General features: G+C 34.6%; 14 protein-coding genes. 10 read left to right on the top strand and 4 right to left on the bottom strand.

Going from position 1 to position 15,895, the window contains the following annotated elements; translation table 11 throughout:
* The first annotated feature begins 257 nt into the window (after positions 1-257).
* From CC204_RS19980 to CC204_RS19955, 6 genes are all read left to right on the top strand, one after another.
* Entirely contained in the window at positions 258-536 is a 279-nt protein-coding gene (locus CC204_RS19980) for a hypothetical protein (protein ID WP_088271876.1), read from the top strand.
* Positions 537-732: 196 nt separating this feature from the next.
* Entirely contained in the window at positions 733-1,029 is a 297-nt protein-coding gene (locus CC204_RS19975; protein WP_088271875.1) for a TIGR04197 family type VII secretion effector, read from the top strand.
* Positions 1,026-1,394, top strand: coding sequence for a DUF3958 family protein (locus CC204_RS19970; protein ID WP_088271874.1), 369 nt, complete (start codon positions 1,026-1,028; stop codon positions 1,392-1,394). The genes CC204_RS19975 and CC204_RS19970 overlap by 4 nt, the downstream gene beginning before the upstream one ends.
* Entirely contained in the window at positions 1,385-2,785 is a 1,401-nt protein-coding gene (locus CC204_RS19965) for a T7SS effector LXG polymorphic toxin (RefSeq protein ID WP_088271873.1), read from the top strand. The genes CC204_RS19970 and CC204_RS19965 overlap by 10 nt, the downstream gene beginning before the upstream one ends.
* 14 nt (positions 2,786-2,799) lie before the next feature.
* The gene (locus CC204_RS19960) at positions 2,800-3,138 is read left to right on the top strand and encodes a hypothetical protein (protein WP_088271872.1); all 339 of its coding nucleotides are present in this window, start codon (positions 2,800-2,802) and stop codon (positions 3,136-3,138) included.
* Between the two features lie 78 nt (positions 3,139-3,216).
* Positions 3,217-3,798, top strand: a complete 582-nt coding sequence (locus CC204_RS19955) for an SOS response-associated peptidase (protein ID WP_088271871.1) — start codon at positions 3,217-3,219, stop codon at positions 3,796-3,798.
* A 2,105-nt stretch (positions 3,799-5,903) separates the two neighbouring features.
* Here the strand turns inward: CC204_RS19955 and CC204_RS19945 are convergent.
* A complete protein-coding gene (locus CC204_RS19945) occupies positions 5,904-6,425 on the bottom strand; it encodes a hypothetical protein (RefSeq protein ID WP_088271870.1) in 522 nt (173 codons plus the stop codon).
* The gene (locus CC204_RS19940; protein WP_088271869.1) at positions 6,425-7,390 is read right to left on the bottom strand and encodes a ParA family protein; all 966 of its coding nucleotides are present in this window, start codon (positions 7,388-7,390) and stop codon (positions 6,425-6,427) included. The genes CC204_RS19945 and CC204_RS19940 overlap by 1 nt, the downstream gene beginning before the upstream one ends.
* A gap of 376 nt (positions 7,391-7,766) precedes the next feature.
* On the opposite strand from CC204_RS19940, the gene CC204_RS19935 reads away from it, so the two are divergent.
* Together CC204_RS19935 and CC204_RS19930 are read left to right on the top strand one after the other, a co-directional pair.
* The gene (locus CC204_RS19935; RefSeq protein WP_088271868.1) at positions 7,767-8,093 is read left to right on the top strand and encodes a helix-turn-helix domain-containing protein; all 327 of its coding nucleotides are present in this window, start codon (positions 7,767-7,769) and stop codon (positions 8,091-8,093) included.
* Between the two features lie 346 nt (positions 8,094-8,439).
* On the top strand, positions 8,440-9,975 hold the full coding sequence (locus CC204_RS19930) for a primase C-terminal domain-containing protein (RefSeq protein ID WP_088271867.1): 1,536 nt from the start codon (positions 8,440-8,442) through the stop codon (positions 9,973-9,975).
* A gap of 82 nt (positions 9,976-10,057) precedes the next feature.
* Here the strand turns inward: CC204_RS19930 and CC204_RS19925 are convergent, their stop codons facing one another.
* Complete coding sequence (locus tag CC204_RS19925; protein ID WP_088271866.1) at positions 10,058-10,489, bottom strand: hypothetical protein; 432 nt, start codon at positions 10,487-10,489, stop codon at positions 10,058-10,060.
* A gap of 368 nt (positions 10,490-10,857) precedes the next feature.
* Between CC204_RS19925 and CC204_RS19920 the strand changes: the two genes are divergently transcribed.
* Positions 10,858-11,472 (top strand): recombinase family protein, encoded by a 615-nt coding sequence (locus CC204_RS19920; protein WP_088271783.1) that lies wholly within the window; start codon positions 10,858-10,860, stop codon positions 11,470-11,472.
* On the top strand, positions 11,473-14,466 hold the full coding sequence (locus CC204_RS19915) for a Tn3 family transposase (RefSeq protein ID WP_227011273.1): 2,994 nt from the start codon (positions 11,473-11,475) through the stop codon (positions 14,464-14,466). It begins immediately after the preceding gene.
* A gap of 177 nt (positions 14,467-14,643) precedes the next feature.
* Here CC204_RS19915 and CC204_RS19910 read toward each other — a convergent pair whose 3' ends face one another.
* Entirely contained in the window at positions 14,644-15,891 is a 1,248-nt protein-coding gene (locus CC204_RS19910) for a peptide ABC transporter substrate-binding protein (protein WP_088271820.1), read from the bottom strand.
* Positions 15,892-15,895: the final 4 nt, after the last annotated feature.

Raw genomic sequence — 15,895 nt, 5'->3', positions numbered from 1 at the left:
AACTTCTAGTCAAATTTAACTAGAAGTAAATGTGATATTTTTTTATTTCCACTGTCTACTTGACAGGGAGTGGTTCATTTGGCCGGATAACGGTTATTTTTATAACTAATTAAATTCTGCTACCGTCTTAAACGGTTCTACATTAGAGAGATATGTTAGAGCATATCTCTCTTTTCATTCTTATTATAGCACAATTATAGAACGAATGGTATATGAAATGCATTTCATTCATAGACAAAAAGGAAAAGGGGGATTTGGTGAGAGCAACAGATATTTTGACCATTCTGTCAGTAGATATGCAAAACAATGTGATGTATGATTTCAAAATTGAATTGAATGATCAGTTATTCGGCGTTGGTCGAATAGAAAAAGAGCAAAACAAATTGGTTCTATATGCTGCAGAAAGTATCACCATTGAAGCGAATCAACTACTGACCACCTTTATGTTGAACAAATCTTTAAATCTATACAAATTTGGAGACAAGCTAGAGCCAATTTATGGATGTAGGGTCGTAGGTAGCTCTTTAGTTTTGTAATAGAGTTGTTGATTCATGATGAATGAGTTAAACTAAATTCAGCGGATCTTTCCGCCACATCATTAATCTGTCTGATTCTTTATTCGAGAAATTAGACAGATTTTTTCTATATTTGAAATGTAATCCTGTTATTAATGGAAAAAATACTCCTCTTTTTGTGTTAAACTAGTGGAAACTAGACAAAAAGGAGAAAATTATGGGGATCAATAGTAGTTTATCGATCGCTGGTGGTGTATCAGCACAAATGAGTAAAGCAGCAAGCGGATTGTCTTCGGTCAATGCGGTAACGTCGTTGGCAGAGCGCACGTCTGTCAGTGGCAACACGAACGCAAAGAATAGCTTAACAAGCGTACATAGTAGAGGGCAACGGTTATCAAATGCAATTGCTCGTGATGGAAATAATATTCATTCCGTGGCCAAAGAGTTTGCGGCAATCGATCAAAAGATAAATGCCAGTATGACGAACCTTTTTAATGGAGTGACGTTCAAATGAAACAGGTAGATAGAGAAGCGATGATCCAGCTGGAACTCACACAACTGGATTTAGAACAAGAAAGCAATCAAAGAGAACTGAGAAAGCTGGCTGAAGCTGAATATGACTATGGTGAGATCCAAAACTTGGAACAGCGCTTTTACCAGGAATTGATGGAAGCGAATCAAGGAGCAGAAAAGCAACATTACTTTGTTGAGTTAGAAGCTGAAGCACGCTCACTACAACAAAAACAACGCTTGCAAGTCGAGGAACGATCAGAAGAACTTTTGGCAGAGAAGAAGAACCTTATGGACCAAGAAGATCAACTGTATTTGGAAAGAAAGCAGCTGCTTGATCAGGAAGTGGGTGCGGACGAATGGGAGTAGATTTTTTTGTTGGCGAAGTCAACAGTCAAAGTGCTGCTGCGAAACAGATGGCCGTTCAGTATGTCCAGTTTAGTGGTGTTCTAAAAGATAGTGTCAGTCATTTTATGAGTGCGCCTTTATCCGGTAAAACGTATGATTCTGCGAAGCAATATTTTTCTGCAGTTTATCCAACTTTAGCCAGTGGATTTATCCTGGTATGTGAAGCATTGATTGAAGCACACAGTAAGTTTCCTGAAGAGTTTCAATCACAAGTCGATACCTGCGATGTGATCGAGGAGCAGCTGAAGGCAGTGATCGCACAAGGCAATTTGACTTTACAAAGTATGGCCCAACGAATGGATAAAGAGAAAGAACCCAATCAAGGACTAGAACAACGTTACATGCATGTACAGGCAGCTATCAGAGAAAGTGAAGAAAAGCTTCAGAAGCTCTATGCTTTTCATGCCAGTTCTCCAGGTCTTTTCGCTGATTTTGAAGCACAGTTGGCCAACTTTGATGCTGGATTAGCCGAAGTCGAAAAAGGTGCCGCATGGAATGCTTCTTCCGGAACATTTGATCTAGGAAGAATGAATATGTCTTGGGCAAAGCCGATCAGCCGTGCTTGGGACAAGAGACAGAAAAAGATCGATGCAAAAGTAGAAACTCACCGATTAGAAAATCAAGAGATTACTTATACTTTTGATGAATTTGGAAACGTAACAGGTGTCTATGTGGATGGTATATTCGATCCTAAAATGACTATAGCAGTCCAGGAAGCAATCGCAACAAATAATTGGAATGCATTAAAGGCTTTTGGTGTAGGGATTGCAGATAAAATTTATGAAAACTTCGGACTGAGTGCCTTAATGGGAGAACGTACACTTGATACTGATTCTGTAGGAACTAAGCCGTATGCCGTTGCACAGTTTGTGGGAGACCTTCTTTCAGTCGCAGGTGGTGCAGCTGAGTTTATTGGTGGTTTTTCTTGGCTAGTAGGTGGTAATGCTGCTTCACTTGCAGGTACGCCGTTTACAGGTGGAGCAACTGCAACACTAAGTCCAGCAGTTACTGCAAGTGGTGCGGCTGCAATGACTCATGGAGTTGGAACGATTTGGAATGCATTTAGCAGTTTCGGTGAGGGGTATGATCTTGATACAGGTGATGTTACTCCTGGCGGGCGATCAATGTCAAAACATGGCGCGGAAAGAGCGAATGAGAGAGGGTTTTCTCCGGAAAGAATCGATGCTATTATTGATAATAATACGAAAACAAGGAAATCAAAAATTGACGAATTGGGGAGAAAAACTTGGGAATATGTTGATCCTAGAGGTAATAAAGTAGTTACGAATGATCGAGGAGGAATTATCTCAGTTCATTCTTCTGGACCTAAAGGGATATATATACCTAAATAGAAAGTAGGAGAAATATGAAAGATTTTTTTAAGAAGATAGCAGATGAGATTAACCATGAATATGAACCTGGTATAGGTGCTGAAATCAGATCCTTTATTGAGTACCAAGAAAAAGATATAATTGATTCGAATCTATCATTTGATAGAGAAAATGATGTTTTTATTCTAAAAGTTACCACAAATGATCTTGAAAAAGAGGATATAAAACAACTGTTCATGAAACTTGTCTTTTTTTTAGAGTATCCTCACGTCACATTTTACACAACGAATCAAACGGATAACTCATTACATTATCAACTTATTTCTTATTCAAAAAGGAATATTGGTTTTGTCCTTGATGTAGAGTTCTTTTAGTAAATCAATATTTTAGCAAATCTCCCCTTCTGCTTGTAGAATGATGGTAAGTTATTCTACAGACAGGAGGGTTTTCGTATGTGCGGAAGGTTTTTGTTAGATCCGACAGACTCGAAAGAGATCGAGGAGATTATCAGGAAAATCGAAGCTAAGAACCAGGAGATCAAGACCGGAGAAATATTTCCAACGAACACCGTCCCTCTACTAGTTGGCACGTCTGATCACGATATCGATGTTGAAGCGATGGCTTGGAGCTTTCATGGGTTTAAAAAGTCCCAATCGATCATAAATGCTCGATCAGAGACGGTCACTGAAAAGAAAATGTTTGCTAAAGCATTCAGCAGCACCCGTTGTGTCTTACCCACTTCTGGGTTTTACGAGAGGGACCAGGAGAAAAGAAAATTTCTCTTCAGGGAAAAAGACTCTGAAATTCTCTATTTGGCAGGATTCTATAAGAAATTTGAAGATGGAAACCGTAGCATTATTTTGACAACAGCAGCCAATAAGTCAATCGAAGCGATACATAATCGTGTGCCGGTTATTTTAGAAAAAGAAACGATTGATCGCTGGTTGTTTGATGATCAGTTTGCTGAAGATTATTTAAAAGAACTAATGCCAGAGTTAATCAATAACGTTCATATAAGAGACCTCCTCAAATGATAAGGGATGTGTAATGAGTAGAAAAACTTTTGATTGCAGCTAATCAGTTCAATAGGTCAACGGAATAAAAGTTACCAAAAAACCGTGATAGTATTTGAATCCATAGAGAGGTAGTTAATCTAAGGTCTATTTGTCTTATTCATTCTTTAGTTAACATAAGATATATTATACAAAGTAGTCTCGATTGGCTGAATTTCAGTATCAAATGCGATAAACGAATTCCTTCAAAACAACATTCTTAATATTTTTCATTATACAATTTTATTCTGCTTTTTTAAATGTTTTGCATTGGAAACGTTTTCTATCGAATAACATTACTTTCAGGTTTTAGCGTACTCTAAATGGAATTTATGGTTTGCTGACTTCCATTTGAATAGCTTTCTTGGCCGATCGTTGATTGATCTTTATATGAGATACCTTATTGAAGTCTGTAGGTTTTGGAAAATACCCATTGTGATATTCGTTTGAAGCGCGTTATTGTGGCATATAAGGTGTACATAATACATGTTAAAACTGTAAGTATTCTCCATGTGTTTTACATTATGAAAGTTCACGAACTCAACTCCGCGATCACATGTAATTGATTTTGCACCAGTGTGTACGTTTCAACTAAGCGTTCCATAGCTGCCAACAAATACGCCCCGTCTTTTCGAGTCATTTTAAGGGGCACATAATGCCGTGATTTACGTTCTACGAATGTAGCTAGAGAAGTTTCTATATCGCGCTTAGAAAGTACTGTATTAGCTTCCCAATGACCAAAATCAGTTCTTAGAATAGTTGCTTCAGACCGATCAGTAATCTACTGTTATATTTTCTCCGGTATCTCTTCCCTTTCAATCGTAGCTTCTTTATTGGAAATTTGATCAAACCAGAATAAATCCAGTTATAGATGGTATTTGTCGATACATTAATGCTACGTACACCATGAGCGATTTGTTCTGGAGAGTAATTCAAAGTAGTCTTTGTATTATGCACGGTCGCCTTTGTAGTCGTTCCAAAGTTTCCTGTTCTTCCTTCACTGTTTCTCCAGATCACTTTAAAGATCGTTGGCCTATGTTGATCCAGTTATAGAGCTGTCTCAGCCTGAGAAACTCCTTCTCTCAGATACTCTTCGATTTGCTCGCGCTTTTCAGCTGATAAACGATTATATAACATTCTATGAACTCCTATCTAAAAAACAAACCCAACAAAACACTCTTCTAGTAAATTACGAAGATTGCTACCGCAAAGCCCTTAATGACAAGGAGTTCGTAGGTAGACCAATCACATTTTACAATTTAGGTGCTTGAAATCCCTGCTGCGACAATCACTTAAAATAATCCTCACTTATGTCAATTTACCTTTAAACAATAATTAAGTATCCAAGATAGCTAAACGTCGATACCCTCTCCCAACCACGCTTCTAAATGAGATATATGTATACTCTTGTTATCCCCCCAAGGAATTGCTGAGTGTTACATTTTAACCAAGCAAGTAGGAGTTATATAAGGGATAAATCAGGAGGATCAATAGTATTTTGTCAATCCTTAGGTGTGTATCAGCACAAATGATGAAAGCAGCAAGCGGATTGTTTTCATTATTTGCATATGGCGAGTTTGATCCAAACTCTATATGGGAAATACAAGGTATGATCCAGTTATAAGATATACAAGGGTTACGTGGTCTTAGATTAGAATTTCTTGCTCAATGGGCAAATAATATAAGTTTGTTTAGCTGTATCTGGACATGGTGTAGGAGTAAAAATGTTCGGGGTAGAAATTATCCTAATGGGAAATACGAATAGTCCTAAGCATGATCCTGACACTTCCCTTTCGATGATAATAATGAATGGATAGAGTAAGAATACGAAATGATTGTCAAGATAATATATTTATAAAGGTAATACATTACTAATGTATTACCTTTATAAATATATTATCTTTCAAGAGGATTGTAATTTGAATGTAACTCACTGCAGAAACAGCTAGTACTAAATATGATAAACATAGGACAACTCCAGTATTTAAATATATTTTTAGAAACAATACATTTCTAATATATTATATTTATAAAGGTAATATATTACTAATGTATTACCTTTATAAATATAATGAAAAAGAAGACTATTAATAGTCTTCTTCAATTTCATTCATATAGTCATTAAAATTGTCAATATTAATTGGGTATTTACTGTAATCTTTAACGTGTTTATTAGCTTCTTCTTCTGTAATAAGTCCTAATTGAAGAAAATGTTGCCATATTGCGTTATCGACAAAATCTGAGATAAAACCTTTTGTACCAGGTATCTTTCTACTACGTTTTTTATCTTTGTAAACAAGGCTTTCTAGGGAATCAACAGTGTCCTGGCGTAACTTATAAGTTCTAGGTATCATTTCCGAGAGATGTTTTTGAGTTTCTCTAACCAACCCAAATTTATTTGAACTTTCTGAAGAGGGCACGGTTTCGGATGTCGTCTCGTGTGTAGACGGTTCTTCATTTGTAGATAATTTTTCTTCAACAGAGACTGTTTCATTGGATAAATTCAGTAGAGAATCATTTTGAAGATCGTCTTCTGGAGTCTTTACATTCTCTAGTTCTTCATCAAATGCAGAGTTAAAGTTTCCAGCTGCTCTTTTTCTTCTAGCCATTATTCTTCAACCTCGCTTTCTTGATATAATTGTACAGGTATCTCTAATATTTTTCCGTCTTTACTCAATAAACCTAGCCTGTTCATTTCATTAATTAGCTTGTAAAAATTTTGAGCAAACTTGTTGTTTGGGTCATTCATTGTAATCGGAAGACCATTTCTAACTAATTTGTCAGCAAAAGTAATAGATCTAGGTATTTCAGTATCAAAATAATGATAATTGTTCCTATTAGTATATTTCATCATTGAATTAATCATTTTTGCATGTAGATTAGTATTGTAGACCTTATTCGCTAAAACACCGCCAATCCTAAGATTTGGATTGTATTTTTCTTTAAGTGTCAGCACCCTTGATATTAGGTGTGTAACTCCGTCAACACCATTCAAGTCAGGTTCATAAGGCACTATTACCACGTCTGCAATGGAAAGTACAGAAGAAGTAACTTGCTTCAGCTCAGGCGGTGTATCATAAATAATGAAGTCATATTCTTCTTGAACCTTATCAAATGATCCAGCTAATGCATTGAAATAGTTAGAACTAGGATCGATGATGTTTGTCATTTTCTTTTTAAGACCTTCTATAGTCATTAGTTCAGAGATATTATTTTTAAATTTCTTTACTAATGCGACGAACCATTCCAAGATCGTATCTCGAAATTCTTCCATTTTATCAAACTCTAGGTAGTTGTTATCAGAGTTTGCCGGTAGAACGTCAATGTTACTATCATATGTACCAACAATCGTATCTTCAACTGATGCAGTCCCCATAAATACATCATAAATTGTATTTTGATCATTGGCTACTTTTACTCTAAAAGATTTAGTAGTATTTCCTTGGGCGTCAGTATCAACAACAAGTATTCTTGCATTTGGAAATGCCTTTCTAAGAGCGCCAGTGATGTTAATAGTGATAAGAGTCTTTCCAACTCCGCCTTTGTTTGCTGCAACGGTAATTCCTACTGCCATGTTTTTCTCCTTCTTTCTTATAGATTAATGCTAAAAGTAATTTTGTTTAAATATAAAATATTACTATTAAAAATAGACTGTATTACTAACAAAAATAGAATACCATAATTCGTTGTTAAAAACAACAACAAAGATAAAGTTAAGAAAGAAAAGCAAAAACAACAGCATTTATAGTTACTATTACTAAAAATATTACTAAATAGAATATATTAGTAATATATTAGTAATATATTGATAATGATAATAAAGCCTATTAACAATACATTCTTGTAAGCAATAAAAATTTGGTGATGATTTAGAATTGATTAAAACTAGTTTTTATGGTAATCTTATCATGTAAATTGTTGTTGTTTGTAACAACAAAAGGAGGAAAGATATGGAAGAGGGGAGTAAGCAGTTTAGAAACGAATATGATCGATTTTTACTAAAATTTCTGGTCAAAAACTATTATGTAAGTAGAGTTGAGCTTTCAAAAGCAATAGGACTTTCTCCAAGTTATGTCAGAGAATTTGATAATGGAACGCGGAGTTTCGGAAATGAAGCATTAGATCGATTAGAGGAAATGATTACAGCTAAATATGAGCTTATTTTATCAAAACACGAATACGCTTTAGAACAAGCAAGAACAACTATCCTAAGTATCAAAACGGATGAAGAATTGCAGGATCTTAGAAATAGAATCGATGAAATGTTGGAATTATAAAATAAAAAAACAGTTTACAAAATTTTAGAGATAAGTTAATCTAATTTTAAAATAAAAAAAAGAGACCTAAAAGTTAATTTGATTGGTAGTCAAATTAACTCATTAGAAATCACATACCCAAACTATGTGTTCCGTAGTCTCAATTTCTATAAATTTGATAAGTGTTTTCGAGTCACTTTATTAAATACATTATAGCAAATTTTGACAAAAAATACAATAGATTTAGGCTTATTTGGTGCGCAAAACTGGCGATTTTGCTAGTTTTAGTAGTAAATTTATTAAATCCAGTATTCGTAAGGACACAAGGGTATCTTTGTGTTCTTCTTTTTTTGGAAAGGAAACCAAAATGAACGTACTGGAACAAAATCTAAATCTTATTTATGCTGCCATTTTAAAGGGTGGATTAAGACAATATAAATATAAAAATAGCAACTTGCGTCCATTTGTTCAGCAACCAGAGGGAAAAAAGGGTGCTATATTTGGTTTCCGCTCGAAGGAAGCAATGGGTGTGGCCCATGGGGTGGTGTTAACTTCTGAAGAAGCTCTTTGGGAAAATGAAAACTCATTTACTCATTGGACCCCTAACGTGTTTAGATATGGTACCTATACGGACGATCGCCGACTTTTTGTAACAGGTCATAAGGATCAAAACTTAAAACAGATCAACACGTTCATGATTGATATCGATGTTAAAGTTGGCCAATCATGCTCTGGACAAGACATAATGGACCGCAGCATGGACTTAGGGTTTATACCCACTATGATTTTGGAAACTCCAGGAGGTTACCAGGTATATTATGTGCTGGAAAATCCCTGGTTTATTTCGAGTGCAAATGGCTATAACTCAGTAAAAATTGCAAGAAACGTTTCGAATAATTTAAGACGATATTTCGCTGAAGAACTGCCGGTTGATATGGGCTGTAATCATTTTGGAATCGCTCGAATACCTAGACACGACAACATTTTACAGTACAATCCTGAAATGACTTATGATATGCAAACTTTGATTGACTGGTCATTTGAATACTCAGCAGATAACCAAATTGACATAGAAAGACCTAAGCTATTTCTGTTGCCTAAAAAAAGTAAGCAAAAGGATGCAGCTTGGGTTGATCAGCTGCTTAATAACACACAAATCGAAGGAGATAAAGGCCTACTAGGACGTAATAGTGCTATTTACACGATGGCATTGGCTTATTATTCTTCCGGAGAATCACTAGAAAATTGTTACGACGATATGGATCAATTCAACACTAATTTAGGCAATAAAGCTTTGAAAGATTCTGAAGTTAGACGTGCGGTTGAATCAGCATACTCAGGTAGATATCACCAAGCAGAACAAGAAAAAATCGATTTACTTATCGAAAGTTGGGGTACAGAGAAGGCTTCTAAGGCTCCGTTTAGCAAAAGAAAAGGCAGTAGTGGGTATAGAAGTCACCCAAGTACCTGGTATAAATTTAAAAAAGATCGATCTGAGAGAAAATATTCTCACAAGCATGAGTGGAAGGCTGATTTATTAGCATTCCTTAAAGATAAAAGTTACACGTACAAACCATATTTTGTGACAACTAAAAGGGAAATTGTCGAAGAATTGAAGATCCCTAGTCGATCATTGGACAAAATCCTGAAGGAACTACAAGAAGAAGGCAGACTCTTTTACTCTGTTAAAGCCGGTAGAGGTGGTGGAATTAGGTTGGCCACAAGAAATGCCTTGATCCAAACAATATTGCAAGTAAAAAAAGAAGTACAAGCAGCATATGTAGAGTCCATTTTAAGCGTCTTTCCCTGGGCAGGTAACTTAGTTAATCAATATTTCAACACCTCTAAAAACACCGAAAATCGCTATCAGCAGCTAGATTTAGGAGACTTGGACACAGGTTAAAATTAAACCTGCAAATTGCCAATTACTTTATATCTGTGATACGTTGCACGAAAAAAAGCACTTGTTCAGTGCTCTATTGCAACTATGAGTCTTTTGTAATTACTGTGGGAAATGAGCCTATTGGAATATCTATCTTCTCCTCTTTTAATAATTCTTTGAACTCTAGTCTCATTGTTTTAGCAGTGTTGACATCGCCTATATCTTCAACAGCTTTCATAAGGTAGTCTGCTTTGGTTAAATAGTCTGGTTCAGAGGTTTCTAGGTAGGCAACTATATATTCAAAATATTGGATCTGAATTGAGAAATAATAATTTCTGTATTCTTTGTTGTTTTCTCTAGCTAAGTTTAGATACTTTTTAGCTTCACTGCGATCATTGCTATACATGAATTTTGTTACTAAATTTACAAAAAATTGGCTGATTACATTTCGAGTTTCTATGTCTCGTAGATGTATATTTTCGACTGGAAACATAGTTTCTACAAAGAACTCAATATCTTTTTTTGAAAAATTCATAATGTGATTACTAACGAGTTTGTAATCATAAAAAGTGAAGTATTTCTTCTTACTGATAATTTTTTTTATTTGTTTTAAGTCTTTGGAATCTATTTTTGGGATTTCTTTGATATAGCTAGAAAAAAGGCCTTTTATATCCAGTAACAGGGGTTCAGGTATCAGTGGAACGAAACTTTACGGTATAAAGTCGAATGTTTTGGTTCTTCTCTATAATAATGTTTGTTTTTCTAAATTTGGTCTGTCAAAAAGTATACTTTTTGATAAAGTCTTTTCTTATGCAAAACCATGTGTCAAAACCTATGTTTTTCACTTTTGATATGTGTCATAATTATTAATGACATTTTGATATATGAAAGGAGAAAATAAACATGCTTTTTGGCTATGCTAGAGTTTCCACTAAAGAACAAAATTTAGATCGACAAATACAGAAGTTTAATGATTTAGGTATTGAATCTCGTTATATATTTGTCGATAAACAATCAGGTGCTGAGTTTGATCGTCCACAGTATCAACTATTACTTCATATGCTTCGTTCTGGAGATATTGTTTACTTAGACTCTTTAGATCGTTTAGGGAGAAACTATTCTGGTGTAATTGAAGAATGGAAGTATATTACAAGAAAGATAAAAGCAGATATTATTGTTCTAGAAAATTCAGAATTATTTGATAGTAGAAAGTTTAAAACTATGGGGGACATTGGTCTTTTATTAGAAGATCAGTTTTTGAGCATGCTTTCTTATGTAGCAGATCAGGAACGAAAGAAGAGCAAACTGCGTCAAACTGAAGGGATTGAAATTGCAAAATCTGCTGGTACGGTCTTTGGTAGACCTAAATTGGCAATAACAGAAGAATTCAAAAGACAGTATTTTAGTTGGAAAAATGGGGAGCAAACAGCAACTGATACTATAAATAAACTAGAATTGTCCCCAAGCACATTTTATCGTCGAGTAAAAGAGTTCGAACAAGAAATGGCAGGTGACTAAATGCCTGTACAGATAATGAGTAAAGAACAAAAACAGTCTTTTGGATCTTATGCGGGCCTTCCTTCCGATGAACAATTAGTGAAATACTTTCATTTGGACGATTATGACAAATCAATTATTAAAACTTTGCGAAACGATAGTACTAAAATTGGTTTTGCAGTACAGTTAGGGACTGTACGATTTTTAGGAACATTTCTTTCTGATTTAACAAATGTTCCTAATGAAGTAATAGAGTACATGGCAGAGCAGTTGTCTATTGAAAGTCGTATGTTCTCTTACTATACAAGAATTCCTACAATCAAGCAGCATGCACTCATGATTCAGGAACTATACTCTTACAGGCAGTTCCATGACCAAGCCGTTTTAGATTATTTAGAGCAGTGGATATATGAAGGTGCTTGGTATTCTACAGAGCAAACAACTCTTCTTGCTGATCGTTTCTTGAATAAGTGTATAAACGAAAAAATAATTCTCCCAGGTCTTACTACATTCGAACGGTTTATATCGCGCATTATAGACGCTGTAACCAAAGATATAGAGCAAGCAATTGTAAATATTCCTAGTAAGAAGGAAATTGAACGAATCAATCAATTGACGCTGTTTTTTATGGAAGGAAAAACGTCTTTGTTTACAGTAAAGTTGGACGCTTTAAGAGAACCTCTAAAAGAACCGTCTTATTATGAGATTAAACGTGGATTTCAAAGAATAAAAGAATTTGCTTCTTTTTCAGTTGATTTTTGGGATTTCAGCCAGATTCCTAAAGGGAAGATAAAATTATATGCTGAGTATACAGCTAAAGCCAAATCGCAAAGTATTCAGCGTATGCCTGAAAGTAGACGTTTAGCTTACCTAGTTTCATTTATTGCAGAGTATCGATCAGTTGCTATGGACGAATTATTATTAGCATTAGAAAAGTATTTTACTAGTATTATCAACCTTGCAAAGAAAAAGGAACAGCAAGAACGACTCCGATCACTAAAAGATTTGGACAATGCAGCAGCCATGCTGTCTCATATTGTAGAGGATCTGATTGACGAACAAACTCCACCTGAGAAGCTGTTAGATTATGTTTTAGAGCTACGCGAGAAACAAGAGATAGTAGCAGCTGTGTCAAAAGTAAAACGTATTGTGAGTTCGGATAAAGAACCTGTGGCAATCAAAGAATTATTAAACTCATTTTCAAAATTTAAAAGGTTACTTCCGGATATTCTTGCTCATATTCCTTTTTTAGTTAGTGATAAAGATAGTCCAGTAGCTTATATTTGGTCTTTTTTAAGAGATAAAGGAGATCTATTTCTTCGATATCAAGATTTTGAAAAAATACAAGACTATCTGCCAACCAAGTGGCATAATTTTATCGATAAAAATCAAGCATATGCTAATAAAGGAATCATAATTGCTGCTATGGAACTTTTTATAAAAGGCATAAAGACACATACTGTTTATGTCCCTTATAGTCATAGATATAATGATCCATTGCAAAATCTAATACCTAAAAATGTATGGAATGAGCAAAGAAAATCCTTTGTAAATCAGTTAGGTCTTGCAGAGGACGGAGCTATTGCTGTAGAAGATTTTAAAATCAGTTTAGAAATGTCTTATAGAGAAACACTAAAAAACTGGAATAATAGCAACATGGCTAGGATAGAGGAAAAAAATGGACAAACAGAATTGATTATTAGTCCGCTAAAAAGACAAAGTTTATCTAAACCACGTCTTATTGAGGAAATTCATAGAAATCTTCCCATTGTTGACCTTCCTGAAATATTATTAGAGGTAAATCAGCGACTAAGGCTTACAGAGTGTTTTTCACATTTAAATGAAAATCGATCGCGTATGAAAGAGCTGGATATAAGTATCTTAGCAGTGTTATTAGCTGAAGCGTGCAATATAGGGCTGTCACCCGTTGCTAAGAAGAGTACAGAAAGTTTAAAAAATGACCGCTTATCCTACGTCAATCAAAACTATATACGATTAGATACTTTAACAGCAGCCAATAATAAGGTCGTAGACGCCTATCAGAAACTTGCTTTACCTTATATATGGGGAACAGGAGATATGGCTTCAGCGGACGGTATACGCTTTACTACACCAAAGAAATCTCTACATTCAGGACGGAACCCTAAATATTTTGGTCGAGGTAAAGGGATCACATACTATAACTTTCTATCTGATTCCTATGTTGGATTTCATGGTATGGTTATTTCTGGGACGATTAGAGATTCAGTCTATTTGCTTGAAGGACTGTTAAATCAAACAAGTACATTAACACCTAGTCAGATAATGACTGATACTGCTGGATACAGTGATCTTGTATTTGGATTATTTGGAATACTAGGTTTTCAATTTAGCCCCCGAATAGCTAAAGCAAACGAAACAAAAATATGGAGAATAGACAAAAATGCTAATTACAAAATTCTGAACGAACATTCAAAAAATACTATAAATACAACAATTATAGAGCAAGAGTGGGATGATATCTTACGAATTGCAGGTTCTCTAAAATCAGGAACCGTCCAAGCCAGCTATCTTATTCGTGCTCTCCAACATCAAGGAAATCCTACTCCATTGGGGCGTGCATTAATTGAAGTTGGAAAAATATTTAAAACAAAACATCAACTCAGATATCTATCTGATGAAGAATACGCACGAAATATTCTAGAACAACTGAATAAAGGAGAATCTCGCCATAGCTTGTATAGAAAAATATGCTATGGTAAAAATGGACGAATCTATCAAAGCTATTTTGATGGTATGGAAAACCAATTAAACGCTTTAGGACTTGTTGCAAATATAATTATTTATTGGAACACGCTTTATATGGAAAAAGCTATAGAACAACTTCAGGAAGCTAATTCAGAGAACCAAATACAAGAAGAAGTTCTTCAATTCTCTTCCCCTCTAGTATCAGAACACATTAATTTCATGGGGAAATATTCTTTCAAATATAATGAGCAATTAAACGAAGGAGAATTTCGTCCCTTAGGACAATAATCACACAGCTATTTATCTAAAAAAGATAGATAGCTCTTTTTATTGTTCGTGTTTTAACCCCTACCGTAAAATTTCGTTCCATTGTTCCGAGAGAAAACCTCTGTAAAATGAGTAAGTTCTCATAATTAAATTTAGAAACGTTGATTTTATAGGGTTTACAAATTCATGTAAGAAATCTTAGAGTAAAATTTCGTTCCATTGATACGTGAACCCCGACTCTTGTAAATACTCTGCTACTTTTTTTATTCCGTCATCATCAGGGATTAATAATTTAATTTCCATTTTTTGATTGTTAAAAACCTTGTTCCAAGTGTCTACTCCATTTTTAACATTATATTCCATTTTGGGCTCATATGTTTCAGAGAAATCTTCTCCAGTATCAGGATTATAATATACGCCTTTAGGTACAAATGAGATCGCTTCTCTTGAGCCATTATTTAATACATTTTCAACTATTTCTTTTCTGTTTGTAATACTGGACATTGCTTGTCTAACTTCTTTGTTTGACAAAAAAGAATCTTTATCAATCATATTAAATTGTAAATAGTATGTTGAAGGTTTCAAAATGGTTATCACTTCTTTTTCACCTTTATTTTGATTTACATACTCTCCTAAAAGATAAGTTTCATCTAGTTTTCCTGACTCATACATAGCAAAGGCAGTTCCTGCATCTTTAACCACTGTGTTTTCAATTTTATCAAGTTTAACTTTTGATCTATCCCAATAGTTCTGATTTTTTTTATATGTCCACTTTGTTGCTCCACCTGAACTTGCATCATAATTAGTTAAAGTGAAAGCACCGTTATAAACAGCTTTTTGCGAGGTTGTAGCATACTCAGAACCATATTTTTTTACTATATCTTCTCGCTGTGGAAAAAAATTAGGAAATGCTAAAAGATTTTGAAAGTAGGGCGTTGCTGATTCTAGTTCTATCTCTAACTTATAATCGTCAATAGCTTTAATTCCCAATTCGGTAGGTTTTAATTCTTTAGTCATAATTTTTTTTGCGTTTTTTATGTTTGAAAATAGTTGTGCATATTGTGATTCTGTTTGAGGATCAATTGTTCTTTGCCAAGAAAAAACATAATCTTTTGCTGTTACAGGCTTGTCATCAGACCATTTAGATTTTTTATTCAATTCGATTGTATACTTTCGTCCATCTTCACTAACTTGTGGTAGTTTGGTTGCACCTGCAGGGATCACTTCGTTTGAACTTCCTAACCGATATAACCCTTCATACGTATTATACAATGCAGTATGGCTAACTGTATCAGTTGCTAAAGAAATATCCACAGATAACAGTTCAGTAGCTTCCGCCCTTTTCATAACTTGATAATCCGTTGAATTTTTTTGATTTTCCTTACTACAACCAACTAACAAACTGCCTAAAAAAATAGTTATAATTATTGAAATACTCTTTTTCATAACA

The organism is Enterococcus wangshanyuanii (assembly GCF_002197645.1).
Taxonomy (GTDB): Bacteria; Bacillota; Bacilli; order Lactobacillales; family Enterococcaceae; genus Enterococcus_L; species Enterococcus_L wangshanyuanii.
The sequence above is the reverse complement of the archived record's forward strand: the minus strand, read 5'-3'. Positions and strand labels throughout refer to the sequence as shown.